Below are 18597 nucleotides of genomic sequence, written 5' to 3'. Positions count from 1 at the left end.
ATCATTCTATGCGTGCTGAAAAATGATTGCAGGCATGTAAATGTCCTCTTTTGTCTCTCTTCCGGCTTCATGCAGGTGAAGTTTTGAACTAATGAAGCTTTTGTTTTAACCCAATGATGTCTTTCTTTTAATGGTATGTGACCTCTCTTCTAAAGATATCATGCATATTTATTGGAAATCTTCGGTCGATGTTGCATCTTATTGCATGTTATATGCGTCTTGTATGCATTTTCTTCTTCCTGTTTGATGATTTGTGTTTTAGTGCGTGTCAGTAGATTAGGATGAATAGTGTCAGAGTGACGTCTAAAGGTGTAATACGCTATCAAATGGATATACTCTCCCTGACGCTGGTTCTTTGAGGCTTCTTTATATCAGTGTTTATCCTCTACAAATATCGAAAAACATTCTATATTTATTGTTTATCGATAAATAATTATCGAATTACTTGTTTAGGTGAAAATTAATATGAATCTTTGCATATCGAAAAACGATAAATTATTATTGAATAACATAACGAATCTTCAAAGTAAGTTTTATGAGAAAGTCATTGATGAGCATTACGATGTTGGTAGTATCCATCTCCATGTTAGCTTTGTTTGTATGTAGTTCAGTTTTGCATGGTCACCATACAAATAGCTCTTCTACCGAAGCGGTAGTCAATTAAAACCGTTATCTTTGTACATATTTAAAACAAAAGACTGAATGAAAACGGCGATCAAATTAATTCTGATTTATCTGGGAATCCAGCTTATTTGCGGTGGGCTGATCGGTATTCCTTTTACTATCATTGCCCGTATGAATGGTGGGAGCGTAGATGCCACCCGGGTTTCGGAGTTGACATTGGCTCCTTCGATGCTGCTTTCCATGGCAGTGATGTTTTTTTATTTATGGAAAGCACACTATATACCCAAAGACAAGACAAGTTGGTCATTCATTTCATTTCCATTTCTGATCATAACGTTTCTAATAGGCTTGTCGATGACTGTCCTGATGGATCTGTTGACTGCCGTCTTATCTTGGGTACCTGATATTCTGGAACAGCAGTTCGACGCTCTCCAGTCCGGTTGGTTAGGCATTGTGGCCATTACTTTGTTGGGGCCGATTCTTGAGGAACTTCTGTTCCGTGGTGGTGCCACTAAGGCATTGCTTGAACGCTATTCTCCCCGGAAAGCCATCTTCCTTTCGGCACTGCTTTTCGGAGTATTTCATTTGAATCCGGCTCAGATAGTTGCAGCCTTCTTTGGAGGCCTTTTGCTGGCATGGGTTTATTATCGGACACGAAGTCTGATTCCTTGTATCCTGATACACATTGTGAACAACAGTATTTCTGTCATGCTGAGTCTGACCTATCCCGATGCAGATACAATCAGGGATGTGACGGGTACGACTCCCTATTATCTATTGATAGCAGTGGCGGCTATGGTGTTCGTAGGCTGTTTTCTTCGGATAAAGCAGGTTACGGTTCCGGGAACGTGGCGGAAAGATGAATGAAAATAAACGATAAAGATTGAATAATAAGTCATAATATGAAAAGAAGATTGAACATACTATGTTTACTGGTTTTTCTGGTATTCTGTTATTCGGTGTTTAATATGGGGCGTGATTTCGGTCATGGCTTTTCCGAAGGGATGAAGATAAGTCATTCCGGTAATCAAAGTGTAGAGCAGGCTATCAACTTTCGGATTGCCACACTGATGCCCAAGGATTTTTCGTCCTTTAAAGATTCTGTTTATAATGAAAAGACCGGCTCTTATGTCCCCGTTGCCTATACACAGATGGTTACGAATGTAAAAGTCGACAGGAGTACCTGGATGATGGTTGCCCAGGTGATTTCCGGGCTTCTGGCTGTTTTTGCCATCATTGCGTCAACAGTGCTTTTTATTCAGCTGATTGTAGCTATCAATAAATCGGATATTTTTAATTGGAAGAATGTCCGTCGGTTGCGATGGTTGGGAGTCGCCTTGTTGCTGAACTTTATTAGTGAGGCAGTGCCGGCCCTGATGAATGATTATGAGTTGTCTTCAGTCTTCTCGTTGTCCGGATATTCTATGGAGACAAGCATAGATTCTGTGATGCTGGTCATTCTGGGACTGGTTTCACTAATTGTAGGCGAGGTATTCGCCATCGGGTTGAAGATGAAAGAAGAACAAGATCTTACTATCTGAATCCGAATATTGAAAAATTAATAGAATTATGGCTATAATAGTAAACCTTGACATAATGATGGCCCGAAGAAAAATATCTTTGGGGGAGTTGGCAGAGAAGATTGACATTACGCCTGCCAACCTTTCTATCCTGAAAACGGGAAAGGCCAAAGCGATTCGTTTCTCTACCCTTGAGGCGATCTGTAGAGTGCTAGATTGCCAGCCGGGGGATATTCTGGAGTATCAGGTGGATGAAGAAGATGGAGGTACGTCATAATTCACCACAGATTACGCAGATATTAACACAGGATGATTTTAATCTGCTGATAACCAGTGATATCTATCTGTGTAAATCGGTGTGATCTGTGGTGAATACGAGTCCTGACACATCCTTATTTGGAGATTTAGCCTTTGGCCTCTTTGGCTTTGAATGCGAGTGCATACATCCGCATTTGTTTCACCATCGACAACAATCCGTTGCTACGAGTGGGGGATAGGTGGTCCTTCAGACCGATTTTGTCGATAAAGTAGAGTTCCGAATTAAGAATCTCGTCGGGTGTATGTCCCGATACGACTTTAATCAACAGTGCTATGATGCCCTTCACGATCAGTGCATCGCTTTCTGCTTTAAAGATAATTTTCCCGTCTACTTCGTCTGCCTGAAGCCATACACGGCTTTGGCAACCTTCAATCAGATTCTGTTCCGTTTTATATTTCTCGTCGAGCGGTTCCTGCTCGTTTCCTAAGTCGATAAGTAACTGGTAGCGATCCATCCAGTCATCAAAGTCGCTGAATTCAGCAACGACTTCGTCTTGTAATTCGTTGATTGACATGATAAATAATTATTTCTCGTTATAAATAACTTCCAGTACCGTTTGTCCCACAGCTTTGAGTGTAGAGCGGTCGATGGCATCCATATTGTCATTCACGGTGTGCCAGGTCGGTCCGAAGCTGGACAGTTCACAATTTTCGTCGTTTGGAATGATGTCGATAGTCGGGATACCTGCCAGGCGATTGATAAACAGATGATCGTCAGTGATCTGACCGCCTACTTCGTTAATAAAGTAACGTCCGTATCCGGCGTCGTTAGCCTTTTTCCATACCTTCTTGTTGATACCTTTGGCATATTTCTCGGAATATACTTCTTTAAAGAAAGTAGCATCTTTGCCGCCCACCATATCGAGTAAAATTCCGAAGCGGGCATTATAGCCATCTACGTGCGGGGTTCGTGCCCAATATTGTGCGCCGAGACACCACTGGTCTTCCCGATGTTCGCCTGTATAAAACTGAGGTGCTCCGTAATCTTCCGCATCCAGAAAGATGATGTCGATTCCCAGTTCCGGTTGCTGTTGATTGATCTGGCGGGCAATTTCGAGTAATACACCCACTCCGCTTGCTCCATCATTGGCGCCCAGTATCGGTGTGTGATGATTCTTTTCATTCGGATCATTGTCGGCCCATGGACGGGTATCCCAATGCGCAAAGAGTGCGATGCGTTTTTTGCTTTCGGGCTTAAAAGATCCTATGATGTTGCGTGCTTTCAGCAGTGTACCGTCGTATGCGGGTAATTCAGCGTTTTGGCTGATCACTTTGGCTCCATGTTCGGCCAGTTTGGCGGCCAGGTAGTCTCCACAGGCAACATGACCTTTAGAATTTGGTGTGCGCGGTCCGAAGTCGACTTGCGCCTGTATGTACTTGTAAGCACTGTCTGCGTCAAATTGGGGCACTTGGACAATTACCTTTTTCTCGGTGATGTCGGTCGAAGTGGTCTTGCTGCCGTTTGTTCCGCAGGAGAAAGCAGAAAACAGGATGAAAGCTGACAGTATGAACATAGAGTTTCTTTTCATAATTATGCTTTTGGAGTTTAAAGCCTCAAAATTAATGATTTTCACTGTAGGGTGAGTCAGATAGGAGGGTTTATTAACAATTCCACTCCTTTCTTTCCGGATACGAACTCCACTTCCGCACCGTTGATTAGTGGTAGGTTCTCTGTCACATGTCCCACCGGAAAGTCATAACATATGGGGAAGTCATACTCCTTCACCAAGGCATCCAGTGTGCTGTAAAGGTCCTTTTTCAGTGAATAGTCTTCTTTGTATTCGGTAAATTGTCCGATGATAAGTCCGGATAACTTTTCAAGTACGCCTCCCAATTTCAGGTTATACATCATGCGTTCGATGGCATAAGGACGTTCGCCCACATCCTCGATGAAGAGGATCGTACCTTCGGGAGGAATATCGTATGGTGTTCCGCGGAGACCGTGGAACACAGCCATGTTGCCGCCTCGCAGGATGCCTTTGGCCTGTCCCAGATGATTCAACTTATGGCGGTGGCATTTATATCCGGGCAGTTTACCGAAAAGAATGTCGCGGAGATATAATGAACATGGATCCTCCTCTCCTGTTACAGCGAGATGGCGTGCCATGGGAGCATGGAGTGAGGCAAAACCATTGTATTGAAATAAGTTGTGGAGCGCAGTGATGTCACTGAACCCGATCAGCCATTTCGGGTGGTTACGAAAGCGTGTGAAGTCCAGCTTATCCAGCAAGTGAACCGCTCCGTAACCACCACGGCTGCACAAGATGGCCTTAATTTCTTCATCGTCCATGGCTGCCTGAAAATCTTTGAGGCGCTGATGGGTGGCACCAGCATACGAGCCCCATGAACTTCGGACATGATCTCCCATGACAGGAGTAAGTCCCCAGGAGCTGAGACGCGTCTTGGCACCTTTCAGGAATATACTGTCTATTTTGCTTGAAGGCGATACGATGGCTACCTTATCGCCTTCGTGCAGAAATGGGGGAAATTGTAAGTTCATTTAATAAAGTGATTTAATAAGCTGATATCTGATTTGTCTTTAACGCTTGTAGGGTAAAAAGGTTCTATTTCTCTTTCTGATAGAATCTTACCCAATCTACATACATCTCCACCGGAAGTTCTTTCGGGTCTACAGCCCCTACCCACGAGCCACCCAACTGCATGTCGATCAGTAGATAGAAAGGCTGGTCGAAAGGAAACTGCCCTTCTTTGTCTGTTTCGATGCGGGGATAGGTGAAAGTATGTGTGTCATTGATATAGAATGCAATGCTGTCCGGATACATTTCTACTGAATATACATTGTAGTCGTCGGGATTGATCGCACCTACGGAGTGTGATAACGGATTGTCTTTGATACCCAGATTGTACGTATAATTGGTATGTATAGTCTGATAAGCGATTGTATCGTGATTCAGACGTTCCATGATATCGATTTCTCCACCCATCGGCCAGGGAGCATCTATCGGGAGCATCCAGATGGCTGGCCACTCACCACGTGCACCGTTCAGTTTGGCGCGTATTTCGAGGCGTCCGTTGCTGAATGCTTTTTTTCCTTTGGTGTAGATTCCTCCGGTCAGATAGGGTGCTGTATCATTGGGCTGGCTGTGATTGATGATGCCTCGCAGCACCATATTGCCGTCACGCATGTCGAAACAGGAATCGAAGTCGGTCATATAGTTATTCCAGTCTGATTTGCCACGTGGTATTTTACTCCAGACCTGTGGATCAAAACCTGTTTTCTGGTCGAAATTATCTTCCCAAACCAATTTCCACTGGTCGGATGAATGACGTTGGCACGATGAAAAGCCTGAACTGATACACAACAGGCAGAAAAGAGCGAGAAATGTTTTTGTTTTCATGGTTCTGTTTGATTATAGGAGTTTAACAGGACACAAATTTACATTAAAAAACGAAATTACCTGCATCCGTAGAAATGAAAGCGTTGTATTATATCAAAATGTTACTCGGTTTGTCTATTTTTTCAGTATTCCATGATGTACTTCTCGATCCTTTTTCTGATATTTGCTAAAAATCTAACGTTATGGAACCTATTAGAAACTTTGACCAACTGACAGCCCATCTCAAAACCTTAAACCGGCGGAAACGGATTGCCGTTGTCTGTGCCAACGATCCGAATACAGAATATGCCATTGCCCGTGCACTCGACGAAGAGATTGCGGAATTCCTGATGATTGGTGACTCGGCCATCCTGCAAAAGTATCCCAGTCTGCAGAAGTACCCGGAATATGTGAAGACCCTCCACATTGAAGATCCCGATGAGGCAGCGCGTGAAGCTGTTCGTATTGTTCGGGAAGGGGGAGCCGATATTCTGATGAAAGGTATTATCAATACTGACAATTTGCTTCATGCCATTCTCGACAAGGAGAAAGGCTTGCTGCCTAAGGGGAAGATTCTGACTCATTTGGCCGTAATGCAGATTCCGACGTATGATAAATTATTGTTCTTCTCAGATGCTGCTGTTATTCCTCGTCCCACTTTGCAACAACGCATTGAGATGATATGGTATGCCATCTGTACTTGCCGGCGGTTTGGGATAGAACAACCCCGTATCTCTTTGATCCATTGTACGGAGAAGGTAAGTGCCAAGTTTCCCCATTCGCTCGATTATGTTAATATTGTGGAGTTGGCCGAAGCCGGAGAGTTTGGTAATGTGATTATCGATGGTCCGTTGGATGTACGCACCTCTTGCGAGCAGGCCAGCGGGGATATTAAAGGAATTGTATCGCCCATCAACGGACAGGCCGATGTATTGATATTCCCCAATATCGAGTCGGGCAATGCTTTCTATAAATCTGTTTCGTTGTTTGCCAAAGCCGATATGGCAGGGTTGCTGCAAGGCCCCATTTGCCCGGTGGTGTTACCGTCACGCAGTGATTCCGGACTTTCCAAGTATTATAGTATTGCGATGGCGTGTCTGACAGCTTCTACCCGGTCGGCAGAGAGAGGAAGATGCTCCGAATGATGATCATAATTAAACTAAGAATATGGATAAACTGAATATAAACTCTACTCCGTCCTCTGTGAAGAATGGACGGGGGGAAAGGCTCCTTGTTATCAATCCCGGTTCCACTTCAACAAAGATCGCTGTTTATGAAAATGAAACTCCTTTGTTGGTACGCAACATTCGCCATACGGTGGAAGAGTTGTCTGCCTTCCCCCGGGTGATCGATCAGTTCGAATTTCGTAAATCGCTTGTTCTCCGAGAGTTGGAGGTAAACGATATTCCTTTCCGGTTCGATGCTGTCATTGGACGCGGAGGCTTGGTGAAGCCTATTCCCGGTGGAGTTTATGAGGTTAACGAAGCCATGAAGCGGGATACCCTTCACGCTATGCGTACACATGCCTGCAATCTGGGAGGTTTGATAGCCGATGAATTGGCCGCAGCTTTACCCGGATGCCGGGCGTTTATTGCAGATCCGGGTGTGGTGGATGAACTGGAAGAGGTTGCCCGTATTACCGGTTCGCCTTTGATGCCGCGTATCACTATCTGGCATGCACTGAATCAGAAAGCTATTGCCCGTCGTTATGCTGCCGAACGTGGCACTCGTTATGAAGATCTTGATTTGATCGTCTGCCATTTGGGAGGAGGCATTTCCGTTGCAGTCCATCGTCATGGGCGTGCAGTCGATGCCAATAATGCATTGGATGGCGAAGGGCCTTTCTCACCCGAAAGAGCCGGAACTCTTCCTGCCGGACAACTGATAGACCTTTGTTTCAGCGGGAAATTCACCAAAGATGAATTGAAGAAACGAATTTCGGGTCGTGCCGGGCTTACCGCCCATTTGGGAACTACTGATATTCCTGCCATTATTCAGTTCATTGAGGCAGGTGATGACCATGCCCGGTTGGTGCTCGATGCCATGATCTACAATGTGGCCAAAAGTATCGGTGCTGCCTCTACTGTTTTATGTGGAAAGGTAGACGCCATTCTGCTGACCGGAGGCATTGCCTATTCCGATTATGTAATTTCCCGTTTAAGGGAACGTATCTCTTTCCTTGCTCCCGTTTTCGTGTATCCGGGAGAAGATGAGATGGAGGCTTTGGCATTGAATGCTTTGGGGGCTTTAAGGGGAGAACTTCCGGTACAGGTCTATCAGTGATTTTAGAGCTTGGTTGCATTGCCGCATTGTGCAGGGGTGCACCGGCACCTTGTGCAGAACTGCACAAGATATCGATGCACCCCTGCATAAGGGAAGCGATGCGGTATGATTTATGCTGTCGGGTCGTCCACAATATCTCCGTCGCCCTCGGTTGTATTGCCTATTACGATGGTTTGGCTGATGACATGTGGTGTCTTCAGTTGCCGGTTGCCACTGGTATATTGCGTAGTCAGTCGCAGTTTGTATATTCCGTCTGTCAGGTCTGCCGGTAGGAGTACCAGTACTTCCGAAGGGTTGTTTACTGCTATCATATCCATCGGTAGCTTCGTTTCCGTGCCTTTTTCATCAATCAAGACGATACCTACGGCAGGATCTGTACCTGCTACTTTGATGTTCTTGCCTTGTAAGCGATAGTTACGTCCTGCAGTCGCACTACCGTCCGTAGCACGGGTGGCGGCGTCTTCACCACCGATGAAATAGGCCGAATCGCCTTTGGCTCCTAGGATTTTTACGCCGGTTCGTGCGATAGCTTCACGTAAATCCTTATCCTGATTGAAGGAAACATAGATCGAATTTCTCTCAGGATTCCATACTCCACCGTCTATTACCCCGCGAAACTGGGGAACAGCACGGAATAACCCCGTATTGACAGAGTATCCGTTCAGTACCAATTCCGATACTGTACGCTGAAAAAGATCGACGGCATGCTTTAAAGTCTCTGCCCGCAAGCCGGTATCTTCTTTCTTCATTTCATCCAGTACATCGGATAGTGTCAGGTTTCCGGCGCTCTCCAATACCAGGATTTTGTCTTCTTTGTTGTCGGTGGTTACGGTATTGTCCGCAAGCCAGCCTTTGAGTTCGGTTTTCATGATTTGTTAAGTTTAAAAGTGAATATTATTGTTTGGTACCTTTTACGCAACGGATAAGTAAACCATTAGTTTGGAGACCAAACCAAGAAGATGTATTATTTACATGTGCCTCTGTGTTCCAAAATTCCATATTATAAGCATTTTTACTAGTCCCTATTGTCGAGGTCCAGTAACACCCATGATCTGTATATGTCGCTCCATTTGTGCCTGATCCACTTTCCTGTCGCACTCCTCCAGCTTTTAAAAATACCCCCAGGCTTTTATTCATAAACCACATACCATTATTCGTAAACACTTTATCTGTACATCGTGACAGTTTTTCCAGTTCATTTTTAGAAGGTGTCCGCCAGCCTGTACCGTAATATGCAGTATTCAATTTAGAACACGGATCTCCGGTGCTTCCATTATAAAGTTTATTGAAAGCGTAGTAATACCCAATTTCTGTCTGCGAAGGTGCCCATATATAATTCGTGCTTCCCGTACTCTTCAAATTTCCCGTGGCCCATCTCAGCTTTGCCAAATCATTCTTATCATTCGTTGTGCATCCGTTTTGTGTCAGGTTAATGTTACTTGCCGCCAATTGTATCCCCAATTCAAACTTCAGCGTAATGGTATAACTCTTTCCCGGTAGCAACTGGACATTTTGACTCGAGATGATATTCCGGTTATTTGCATTGAAGTAATTACTGAGAGTCAGCGTACCGATATGCACCGTGATCGTCCGGGAACCCGAAAAAGGAACTAACCGCACAGTGGCAGTAGAATTATTGGCTATATTGAATGTAGGTGTATTTCCGGTATTGGCACTTACATTATTTGTAGAGGGGCCTATCGTCCAGGAGGACGCATTGCCCCCTTGAGAAACATATACGCCCGTACAGTTGGTAAACGTGTTGCTCCCAAACTGCGACAAGGAGAGTTTAACCGTCAGCTTGCAGAGTTTTTGCGTGAAACTAACCGACAGGTTGTGGCTGATTGTGCTCACATTCGCTATGTCCCCCGAGTCATAGACCATAAAGTCACTGTTCATATTCGGGATAGTGACGGAAGTACTGTTATAAGTATAGGATGAAGGGATCGTTCCCATCCCTGCCGTACTATTGAACGAGTATCCGATCACACGGACAGTTCCTGCTCTGGTGAGCAGATTTCCTTGCCTGAGTGTGGGAGCGGAAGCCCCGTTTGTCGTAAAATCCGCAGCCGACTGGAATACGTAATTGCTGCCTACTTTACGGAAAGCGATCAACCGGAAATAAATGCCGTTGCCCAATGTAGCGGCACGGGTAGTGACCTGTGGCTCTTCGCGGAGCGTCATCCGTACCGCTGGAGGCCCCTCGTAAGGCACGGCAGCGGGTATGACCCTGCTGGCGGGTGGCTCTTTCACCGGCACCCATTCGTCTACAAGCGTTCTTCCCCCGGTTGTGTCGGGAGTATCAACATGGCTTTCCATATAATTGCCATCCTCAACCCGGCTGACCGTAACAGGAATCATATCCTCCCCGTCCGGTTCCGGGCTGTCGGGGTTCACAACATTGTCGCCACACGATGTTATCATTAAAAAAGCCGCGTACAGACAGCATGTGTTTAACGCACGAAAGCCTACATACAGAAGTTTTGTCTTCGTATTCATAACTCAAATGTTTAAAAATGAATAAAATAGATCATACTCAGCAAGGCCTTCCCATTAAGAATGGGCAGGCCGGCTATGGCAGGCTGTGAATACAGCTTTTATTTTGCAGTAAGTTTGTGTAAATTAGACAGATAGAACGCCTGTTGTGTTTCAAAAGACGTACGTTTTTTGAAACACTATTTTTACCCTCCGCACTGGATGCAAGGGGAGCCGATAAACTTCTGATAATTAAAGCAATGCAAAAAGATTTGCACAGATAAAAAAAGCGTCTTATCTTTGTTACATCAGACGTACGTCCTTTGAAACATGATTCTTATAACATAAGATATTTATTATTAGAGAAGTGAACATTTCTTTTGTTTGAGCTTTATACTTGCTTTTTGGACGGTTACTATCAGAGTATGTAGGGTTGCTAATATCGAAATACTTGGTGTATCCAGGGTATGGCAATGCTTGCAAAGCTGGTTCATAATAGATTCCTGACGAATTGTGCTGACTATCTAATAGTAGGTGATTTGTCTTAGACTTTTCCTTCGATTGAGGCGTTCTGAATTTTTGGGAGGAATGATTAAAATATAAATAAGGCAACTGATTCGAAATGAATTAGTTGCCTTGTGTTTTGTAATTTACGGAATATCTCCAAAAAAATTAGACAGTGGATTATCAGCACTGTTTCTGTCTTTGTTTTTTTACTCTTCTTTATATTTAAGGGGAAATATTATAGTTTAGGTCCTTTGACACAACGAGTTTGGTATGCCATTTTCTTTGGTGTGCTATTGACATCGGTTTTACCTTCTCCGGGAGATATATCCAATCTATAACAATCATTAGTATTAATTGATTCATCTGTAAAATATTGACCATACGTTCCAGGCCAGTCTTCTGCCGTTGTTCCCGAGTTATTATTACGCCAGCCACCTAACGGTAAAAAAATACCGGTTGTGGCATTTAGGAACCACACACCATTCACTCCATTAGAGACCTTTTTTACATTATTGCATCTTCCCAATCTTTCTAATTCATTGCGTGTAGGCAGCCGCCAACCACTACCATAAGTTGTGGGATTTAGTCTGGCACATGGATCGATGTTGTTTCCATTATAGTCTTTTTTCCATTGGTAATAGTAGCCATATTCTTTGTTGGTTGCCCATACATAATTGTTGCTTGCACCGGTACTTTTTAAATTGCCGTCGGCAAATACCAATTTTGATAACTTTTGCTTATCATCATTGGTACATGCTTTTTTCGGATTGCTCAGATTGATGCTACCTGCCGGAACATTTATTCCGGGGCTTCTCTTAAACTGGATTTTCATTGTATAGCTCATTCCCTCTTTCAATTGGACACTCTGAGTTGAAGCAATATCGATATTATCCGCATTATTAGCAATTAGATTTCCTACTGTCAGCTTGTTGAAGTGTACTGTTATTGTCCGGGAACTTGCGAAAGGAACCATGTGTATCGTAGTAGTCTGGTTAGTGTTTGGGTTGAATGAAGCTGTGTTGCTGGTATTAGCAGCCACTGCCGAACTGCCAATTACCCACGAGGTTGAATTACCTCCCTGCTTTACGTATACCCCTGTACACCCGCTGATGGTATTACTTGTGAAGCCGGTTACACTAATGCTTATTGTCAGTTTACACAGTTTCTGTTTGAATGTTACCGGAAGATTGTAATTAAGACTGTTCACATTGGCTATGTCTCCTGAATCATAAGTCATAAAGTCATTATTCATGTTGGGGATATCTATCTTGGTGGTATTATATGTATATGATGCGGGGATATCCCCCAATGCCGCAGTTGTATTGAATGAGTATCCGATGACCCGGATCGTTCCTGAGCGTGTGAGTAATTTTCCTTTCTTCAGTACAGGTGAAGAAGCACCATTTGAGGTATAGTCTGCAGCCGATTGGAACACATAGTTATTCCCTGACTTTCGGAACACGATCAGACGAAAGTAAACACCTGTAGACAGAGTGTTTGCACGGGTAGTTAGGGTGGAAGGAGTATTTTCTGTCAGTTCCATAGATGCGATTCTGGGGCCATTATATTCCGGAGATTCTTTTGTACGGGTACGGCTTAGAGTTTGTACTCCTGCCCATTCGGCAATCAGAGGAGCATTGTAACGAGGAGCCATGTCGTTTTCCGGAGTATAGGAATCGTACTCTCCATTTTCAGCCATACTGATTTTAATAGGGATTACAGTACCGGAATCATAACCTTTTTCCGGAAAAAATGGATACTTTTCTTCTTGCGTGCATTCGCTCAACCAAAGGCTGGATGCCGTCATTACTCCGATCCATAGGAGGTGTGTCCGCATAATCAAAAGTTTGTTCATTCTAAATTTATTTAATGAATAATCAGATCAAAATCTCTTGCCCGACTTATACATAAGGGTATAAGTCGGTAAAGACTGTTTGATACAACTTTTATTATGCGTAAGTTTGTGTATTCCAATCAGATATAACTGTCTTGAATACACAGGTGGTGTTTCAAAAGACGTTCGTCTTTTGAAACAGGATTCTTGCTCTCTGTACAAAATGCAAAGGGAATAGATAAATGACTGATAATTAAAACGATGCGAAAAGATTTGCACAAGTAAAAAAAGCATCTTATCTTTGTTGCATCAGACGAACGTCTTTTGAAACATCTTGTGACGAGTAATGTGCTTATTGTTAATCTGTTATAGATCATGATCTGGATTCTTCATTCTTTGTTATTTTGATTCTGTTTTTAATAAAAAAGGGGACAAAGTCCCCCTCGACTTTGCCCCTTCCCAATCTTTTCCCCGCAACTAATACGAAGAAAACCCACTAATTAAAATTTATACCTTTGTGTGTCAGAAATTTCTTCCGGTGTCCCACCACAGGCGAGTGCCGCAGTTGTCGATTCCGCCCAATGCATTTACCAATTGGGTATATTGCTCGGGATTGGTCGTTTTGATACCTACGAAGAAGTTCAGTCGACGTGGTCCGAGGTTGGTATCTACCGTACCTTCACTTTGGTTGACCAATACAGGGAATAGTCTCGGATAGCCTGTACGACGTTGTTCTGCCCAAGCTTCTCCTCCTTCAGGGAACATGGCAAGCCATTTCTGTGTAATGATGCGTCCCAGCTTGTCTTCATTGCCGGCGGCATCGTCCCATTTGGGGGTCAGTGTGTTGACTGCTTTCACATTATTGGCTGCTTTGAAAGCGTCTACATAGTCGGATGGCTTTCTGTCACTCTCCAGATATGCTTCGGCACCGGCAGCACCCCATTGTGCAAATGATGCTTTTACACCTTTTTCATAGCAATCCTTCACCGATTCGCTGCTCCAGCCTCGCAGAGCTGCTTCGGCACGCAGGAACCATACCTCGGCAGGAGTCATCAGTACGGCGTCTGTCTGTTGGGTAATGGTACTTTTTGAATGTCCGTTGTAGTTTTTATGACTAAAGCCTGTTCCTTGGCGGATACCTTTGTAAGTACCTTTATAGTCGATAAGGCTTGTTGCATCAGAGCCGGTTGCTTTATCAAAATACTTTTCCATGCGGGGATCTTCGTAACCCACTAATAGAGACTCCATGTTGGCGTTCATAAACACTTCGCCCCATGCTTTATTGATTTCTCCGAAAGGATTAGTATAACCTGATGAGGTAGAAACGGCTACGACTTCATCATTGCCTTCCAGCAATCCTTCTTCATCCGTAAGTGCTTTTTGGGCTTCTGCCACAGCCAGCTTAGAGTCCGCCATGGCAATACGGACAGCCAGGCGCAGACGGAGAGAATTTGCGAACCGTATCCATTCGCTGAATGTGCGTTTTCCCTGCGGCATCAGGATATCGAATTTTGCAAAACTCTCAATGTCCGGATTGGCTTTCTGATATTCACGTATCTTGGCAATACCTGTATCCAGGTCATTGAAGAAAGCTTTGTATGCTTCTTGTTGCGTATCGGGTGTAGAACCCGTTTTTGATCCGAACTGAGTATAGACGATCGGTCCATACAGGTCGGATAAGCGGTGCATTAATTCCACTTTCAGTATCTTGGTAATACCGAAGAACCCTATATTGTCTTTTTCATTAATAGTCTCTGATTTCTGTACTTCCGGCATAATGTATCCATAGGTATTATCCCATGTAGAACCGTTCCAGCCGTCCATCATGTAGTAAGTGCTGTTGTTCTTTCCTTCGTTGAAGGGATTGAAGTCATGCACATATCCCGAGAATAGATCTGCCCCCAGGTTTTGCATGGTCTGAAAAGGCCAGTTCTTGCCGCTTCCCCAGTCGTAGTTGAAGTAGATTCCTTGCTGAATGATTCCCAAAGGGATGCCATAATAATTGAAATCCTGTTTTTTACTATCATTATCGAATCCTGCTTCGTTGGTGTTGAACGACTCAAAAGAATCAGTACAAGCTGAAAATCCGATCAATCCTCCTAAGAGTATGCCTGCTATATATTTGATATTGTTTTTCATGATGAATCTCTTTTAGAATGTGAACTTAATATTGAAACCTAAGCTACGGGTAGTCGGCATGCCGAATACGTCAATACCCTGATTATCGTTACCTGTCGAAAGAACGGCATCCGGATCGAACGGAGCTTTCTTTGAGATGAAGAACAGGTTGCGGGCTACAAATGACAACTGGACATCTTTAAATGCACCGCCGGCTTTAGCCAACCAGCTTTGGGGGAGTGAGTAGCCCAAAGAGAGTTCGCGGAGGCGAATATTGGTAGCGTCGTACATATAGTACTCCGTACATCCGTCACGTCCACTGACTGCGGTGTAGAATTTTCTCGGCTTCACTTGTGTTCCGTCAATATTGATATATCCTGCATCTCGGGCTTTACCGCTGTTCAGGCTGACACCTCTTTGGTCGAGTTCGGCCTGAGTCTGTGAGAGTACATCGCCACCAAAACGTCCATCGATCAAGAAGTAGAGTGAGAAACCTTTGTAAGTGAATGTATTGCTCCATCCTAACATAAAGTCCGGATTACAGTTGCCTACTTTTTCTGTATTGCCGCCACCGATAACGTTCGGGATCTTGTCTCCGTCTTTATCTGTAGTAAATGCCACTTTGCCATTTTCGTCACGTTCGAATGCTTTACCGTAAATGTCGCCGAATGAACCTCCTTCTACCAAACGCATGGAGTAAGAAGAAGAGAAGCTTTCGTCACCATAAACGAATGTCTTGAGATCCGGATGAAGCTTGATAATCTTGTTTTTGTTGGTGGAGAAGTTAAATTGGGTTTTCCAACGGAAAGCATCGTTCATTACCGGAGTAGCTCCAAGAGTGATTTCAACACCTTCGTTTTGTATATTACCGGCATTTACCATATAGTATTTATAGTCGGCACCTGCCGATGAAGGCAATGTGAATAACTGATTTTTGGTATTGGTGCGGTAATAAGTAATATCGAAATCGAGCCGGTAATTGAAGAATCTCCATTCGGTACCTATTTCATAAGAAGTACTCATTTCCGGTTTCAGATCGTTGAAGGGGGCTTTGGAGTAAGTCACGATGGCACCACCTGCTCCGATGATATCATTGCTGCCAGGGATCGTGTTGCTGATGAACAATGGAAGGTCATTGCCAACTTTAGACCAAGAACCTCTGATCTTACCGAAAGAAATCCATTCGGGAAGTTTCACTGTATTGTTCAGTACCCATGACAGACCTACCGAGGGATAGAAGAAACTGCTGTGCTTGGTATAGGCCAGTGTCGACGACCAATCGTTACGTGCGGTAACATCCAGGTACAGACTTTCTTTCCAACCCAACTGAGCGGTTCCGAACAAAGACTGCAACACTCGCTTCTGATTCATTTGTTCGTCGATGTAGGCAGCCTGTGTCATTTTAATGTTGGCTACCGTAAATACATTCGGATAGTACAGGGAAGCTGTTTTAGAATCCAGTCTCAGGGAGTTTACATTTGTACTGTTGATACTGCCGCCGATGGCTCCGTTCAATGAAAAGTCATTCCATTTTTTGTTTACCATAGCCATGACGTCGCCGTAATACAATGTTTCAGTATGATTCAGGTCGATGTAACGTCCGTTTTGCCCCGCTAAGGCAGGAGCGGTAGAGGCATACATGCGCTGTTGATACTGGTCGTGTGTGTAGTCGGCTGTACCGCGTGCCTGGATATTCAGCCAGTCGGTAATTTTTACGTTGGCTGTTAGTGAAGCGATCGCACGTGTGCGTTTATCATTACTGTTGATGCGGTTGGTGATCCAGTAGGGATTTTGTTCCATGTCCTGATAAGAAGTATACCAATTCTGTACGTTCATGTTACGGGCAGGATCGAAGACTTCGAAATTATTCTTGTATTCGGATAAATCTTCACCTCTCGGGAAACCGTAGAGACCTACCAACGGATTCATATAATAGCCACCGGAGGTGGGACGGTTTTTGATAGTTTGTGTCATCAGGTTCACGTTGGCATCCAGCTTCAGGTAATCATTAAAGAAGTTAGCCGTTTCGCGGAAGTTGAGGTTGTGTTTTTGCATCTTATTTTTCTCAACGATACCTTTGGCTGTAGTATTGGCATAAGAGAAATAAGTTTGCATCTTTTCGCTGCCGTTCATAAAAGATACGGAGTTGATGGCTGTTACACCATTCTGAAAGAAATTATCGGCGTTATTATAATCTTTCAGTGTTTGATTCTTTCCCCAACTGTTTTTGGCTTCAGGGTCCATGGCGTAATTGTTCTGGAATTCGGGCAAACAAATGGCGTGGTCTACAGTCAGATTAGAAGAGAAAGTGATTTTTTGGATACCGGCTTTGCCTTTCTTTGTGGTAATTAAGATCACACCGTTGGCAGCCTGTGAGCCATAGAGAGCTGCTGCAGAGGCTCCTTTCAGGATACTCATACTTTCAATATCGTCCGGGTTTAAGTTTGAGATACCGTCACCGCCATCACGGTTACCTGCATCGGCTGTACCACCAATAGCTGTGGAAGCTTGTTCATTGCTATTGTTCAGCATCGGTACACCGTCGATAACATACAGAGGCTGGTTGTTTCCACTGATCGAACGGCTACCGCGAATGGAAACTTTGGCCGAACCACCCAGTCCGGATGAACTTTTAGTGATTTGTACACCTGCTGTTTTACCGGCAAGGGCATTAATCATATTCGGATCTTTGGCACGGGTCAATTCGTCACCGCCCACTTGTTGGGTTGAGTAAGTCAAGGAAGCTTCTTTCTTCTTGATACCCATAGCGGTTACCACTACCTGTTCCAGCGCCATGGCTTCCTCTTGCAGTTTAACGTTGAAACTCTGCCGTCCGTTCACCTGGATATTTTGTGGCTGATAACCGATATAGGTGATTGTAAGAGTGGCGTTACTGGGTACATTGAGGGTGAAATTACCCTCCATATCGGTGATGCAGCCATTGGTAGTACCTTTCTCGAGTACATTGGCACCTATGATGGGGTCACCATTCTGATCAGTAACAACTCCTTTTACGGTTACTCTGTCCTGTTGTGCAGTTATGGCATTATCATTGTTTCTGGTCAGAACAATGTTGTTACCTTCCATCACATATTTAATGTTGGTACCTTTGAATGCTTGGTCGAGAACTTCGGATACAGTTTTGTTATCGGCTTGCACGTTCACCCAGCGTCTGGTGTCTACGTTTTTTTTATTGTAGACGAACAGGTACTCTGTCTGAGATTCGATTTTTGATAGTAATTCGCTTACTTTCAGACTAGAACGCGGTATGCTTATTTTAGTGCTTTGAGAGTATCCATTCTCACTGTAAGCTTGGAATGCTACGAAAAAGAGAAGGAATAAAGTGATCTTCATGGCTAACAATATTTGTTTTGAAACAAAATTTTTTGGGCATAAATGCCTCGGCAAAGAAATTTTTCTCATATCTTTGTAACGTGTTAAGTTAATAAATTGATTAAGGTCGATTTTTGACTGTTTCGAATCGGAAAGTATGGGGGTACTTTCCGATTCTCTTTTTTGAGAATAATGGACTTTCTTTTCTATTTTTTCATGCGTATCTGGTTTTTAATGGTTCGTACTA

15 protein-coding genes are annotated in these 18597 nt (G+C 44.0%); 6 read left to right on the top strand and 9 right to left on the bottom strand.

The genetic code is table 11. The features are described from left to right. Positions 1-535 precede the first annotated feature (535 nt). From BF9343_RS24125 to BF9343_RS20160, 4 genes are read left to right on the top strand one after another with little or no spacing between them, the layout of a single operon-like run. Positions 536-664 carry a hypothetical protein gene (locus BF9343_RS24125; protein ID WP_256128196.1) on the top strand — a complete coding sequence of 43 codons (129 nt, stop codon included), beginning with the start codon at positions 536-538 and terminating at the stop codon, positions 662-664. Positions 665-702: 38 nt separating this feature from the next. Continuing rightward, a complete protein-coding gene (locus BF9343_RS20170; RefSeq protein WP_005797512.1) occupies positions 703-1491 on the top strand; it encodes a CPBP family intramembrane glutamic endopeptidase in 789 nt (262 codons plus the stop codon). Between the two features lie 35 nt (positions 1492-1526). Further along, positions 1527-2165 carry a DUF2975 domain-containing protein gene (locus tag BF9343_RS20165; protein ID WP_005791337.1) on the top strand — a complete coding sequence of 213 codons (639 nt, stop codon included), beginning with the start codon at positions 1527-1529 and terminating at the stop codon, positions 2163-2165. 28 nt (positions 2166-2193) lie between these two features. Further along, positions 2194-2421 carry a helix-turn-helix domain-containing protein gene (locus tag BF9343_RS20160; protein ID WP_005791339.1) on the top strand — a complete coding sequence of 76 codons (228 nt, stop codon included), beginning with the start codon at positions 2194-2196 and terminating at the stop codon, positions 2419-2421. Positions 2422-2548: 127 nt separating this feature from the next. Here BF9343_RS20160 and BF9343_RS20155 read toward each other — a convergent pair whose 3' ends face one another. The 4 genes from BF9343_RS20155 to BF9343_RS20140 all read right to left on the bottom strand — a co-directional run bounded on the left by BF9343_RS20155 (position 2549) and on the right by BF9343_RS20140 (position 5821). Further along, complete coding sequence (locus tag BF9343_RS20155; protein WP_005791341.1) at positions 2549-2977, bottom strand: SufE family protein; 429 nt, start codon at positions 2975-2977, stop codon at positions 2549-2551. A 9-nt stretch (positions 2978-2986) separates the two neighbouring features. Beyond that, positions 2987-3991: a M20 family metallopeptidase gene (locus BF9343_RS20150; protein ID WP_005797516.1), complete on the bottom strand. Its 1005-nt coding sequence runs from the start codon at positions 3989-3991 to the stop codon at positions 2987-2989. A gap of 56 nt (positions 3992-4047) precedes the next feature. Then, positions 4048-4962: a S66 peptidase family protein gene (locus tag BF9343_RS20145; RefSeq protein WP_005791345.1), complete on the bottom strand. Its 915-nt coding sequence runs from the start codon at positions 4960-4962 to the stop codon at positions 4048-4050. A gap of 64 nt (positions 4963-5026) precedes the next feature. Continuing rightward, positions 5027-5821, bottom strand: a complete 795-nt coding sequence (locus BF9343_RS20140) for a glycoside hydrolase family 16 protein (RefSeq protein ID WP_010993725.1) — start codon at positions 5819-5821, stop codon at positions 5027-5029. A gap of 182 nt (positions 5822-6003) precedes the next feature. Between BF9343_RS20140 and BF9343_RS20135 the strand changes: the two genes are divergently transcribed. Then, positions 6004-6945: a phosphate acyltransferase gene (locus BF9343_RS20135; RefSeq protein ID WP_005791349.1), complete on the top strand. Its 942-nt coding sequence runs from the start codon at positions 6004-6006 to the stop codon at positions 6943-6945. 22 nt (positions 6946-6967) lie between these two features. Next, on the top strand, positions 6968-8083 hold the full coding sequence (gene buk / locus BF9343_RS20130) for a butyrate kinase (RefSeq protein ID WP_010993724.1): 1116 nt from the start codon (positions 6968-6970) through the stop codon (positions 8081-8083). Between the two features lie 110 nt (positions 8084-8193). Here the strand turns inward: buk and BF9343_RS20125 are convergent, their stop codons facing one another. The 5 genes from BF9343_RS20125 to BF9343_RS20105 form a co-directional block, all read right to left on the bottom strand. Further along, entirely contained in the window at positions 8194-8952 is a 759-nt protein-coding gene (locus BF9343_RS20125; RefSeq protein WP_005791353.1) for a DNA-binding domain-containing protein, read from the bottom strand. A 25-nt stretch (positions 8953-8977) separates the two neighbouring features. Beyond that, positions 8978-10582 carry a fimbrillin family protein gene (locus BF9343_RS20120; protein WP_010993723.1) on the bottom strand — a complete coding sequence of 535 codons (1605 nt, stop codon included), beginning with the start codon at positions 10580-10582 and terminating at the stop codon, positions 8978-8980. Between the two features lie 718 nt (positions 10583-11300). After that, positions 11301-12920 (bottom strand): hypothetical protein, encoded by a 1620-nt coding sequence (locus BF9343_RS20115; RefSeq protein WP_010993722.1) that lies wholly within the window; start codon positions 12918-12920, stop codon positions 11301-11303. Positions 12921-13421: 501 nt separating this feature from the next. Then, on the bottom strand, positions 13422-15038 hold the full coding sequence (locus BF9343_RS20110; protein ID WP_010993721.1) for a SusD/RagB family nutrient-binding outer membrane lipoprotein: 1617 nt from the start codon (positions 15036-15038) through the stop codon (positions 13422-13424). Between the two features lie 12 nt (positions 15039-15050). After that, entirely contained in the window at positions 15051-18371 is a 3321-nt protein-coding gene (locus BF9343_RS20105; RefSeq protein WP_077687820.1) for a TonB-dependent receptor, read from the bottom strand. Between the last annotated feature and the right edge of the window lie 226 nt (positions 18372-18597).

The sequence above is a fragment of the Bacteroides fragilis NCTC 9343 genome (genome assembly GCF_000025985.1).
Classification (GTDB): Bacteria; Bacteroidota; Bacteroidia; order Bacteroidales; family Bacteroidaceae; genus Bacteroides; species Bacteroides fragilis.
The sequence above is the reverse complement of the archived record's forward strand: the minus strand, read 5'-3'. Positions and strand labels throughout refer to the sequence as shown.

Coding starts and splice junctions, on each gene's coding strand:
- BF9343_RS24125 (WP_256128196.1), top strand. CDS start 536: ATGAGAAAGTCATTGATGAGCATTACGATGTTGGTAGTATCCATCTCC.
- BF9343_RS20170 (WP_005797512.1), top strand. CDS start 703: ATGAAAACGGCGATCAAATTAATTCTGATTTATCTGGGAATCCAGCTT.
- BF9343_RS20165 (WP_005791337.1), top strand. CDS start 1,527: ATGAAAAGAAGATTGAACATACTATGTTTACTGGTTTTTCTGGTATTC.
- BF9343_RS20160 (WP_005791339.1), top strand. CDS start 2,194: ATGGCTATAATAGTAAACCTTGACATAATGATGGCCCGAAGAAAAATA.
- BF9343_RS20155 (WP_005791341.1), bottom strand. CDS start 2,977: ATGTCAATCAACGAATTACAAGACGAAGTCGTTGCTGAATTCAGCGAC.
- BF9343_RS20150 (WP_005797516.1), bottom strand. CDS start 3,991: ATGAAAAGAAACTCTATGTTCATACTGTCAGCTTTCATCCTGTTTTCT.
- BF9343_RS20145 (WP_005791345.1), bottom strand. CDS start 4,962: ATGAACTTACAATTTCCCCCATTTCTGCACGAAGGCGATAAGGTAGCC.
- BF9343_RS20140 (WP_010993725.1), bottom strand. CDS start 5,821: ATGAAAACAAAAACATTTCTCGCTCTTTTCTGCCTGTTGTGTATCAGT.
- BF9343_RS20135 (WP_005791349.1), top strand. CDS start 6,004: ATGGAACCTATTAGAAACTTTGACCAACTGACAGCCCATCTCAAAACC.
- buk (WP_010993724.1), top strand. CDS start 6,968: ATGGATAAACTGAATATAAACTCTACTCCGTCCTCTGTGAAGAATGGA.
- BF9343_RS20125 (WP_005791353.1), bottom strand. CDS start 8,952: ATGAAAACCGAACTCAAAGGCTGGCTTGCGGACAATACCGTAACCACC.
- BF9343_RS20120 (WP_010993723.1), bottom strand. CDS start 10,582: ATGAATACGAAGACAAAACTTCTGTATGTAGGCTTTCGTGCGTTAAAC.
- BF9343_RS20115 (WP_010993722.1), bottom strand. CDS start 12,920: ATGAACAAACTTTTGATTATGCGGACACACCTCCTATGGATCGGAGTA.
- BF9343_RS20110 (WP_010993721.1), bottom strand. CDS start 15,038: ATGAAAAACAATATCAAATATATAGCAGGCATACTCTTAGGAGGATTG.
- BF9343_RS20105 (WP_077687820.1), bottom strand. CDS start 18,371: ATGAAGATCACTTTATTCCTTCTCTTTTTCGTAGCATTCCAAGCTTAC.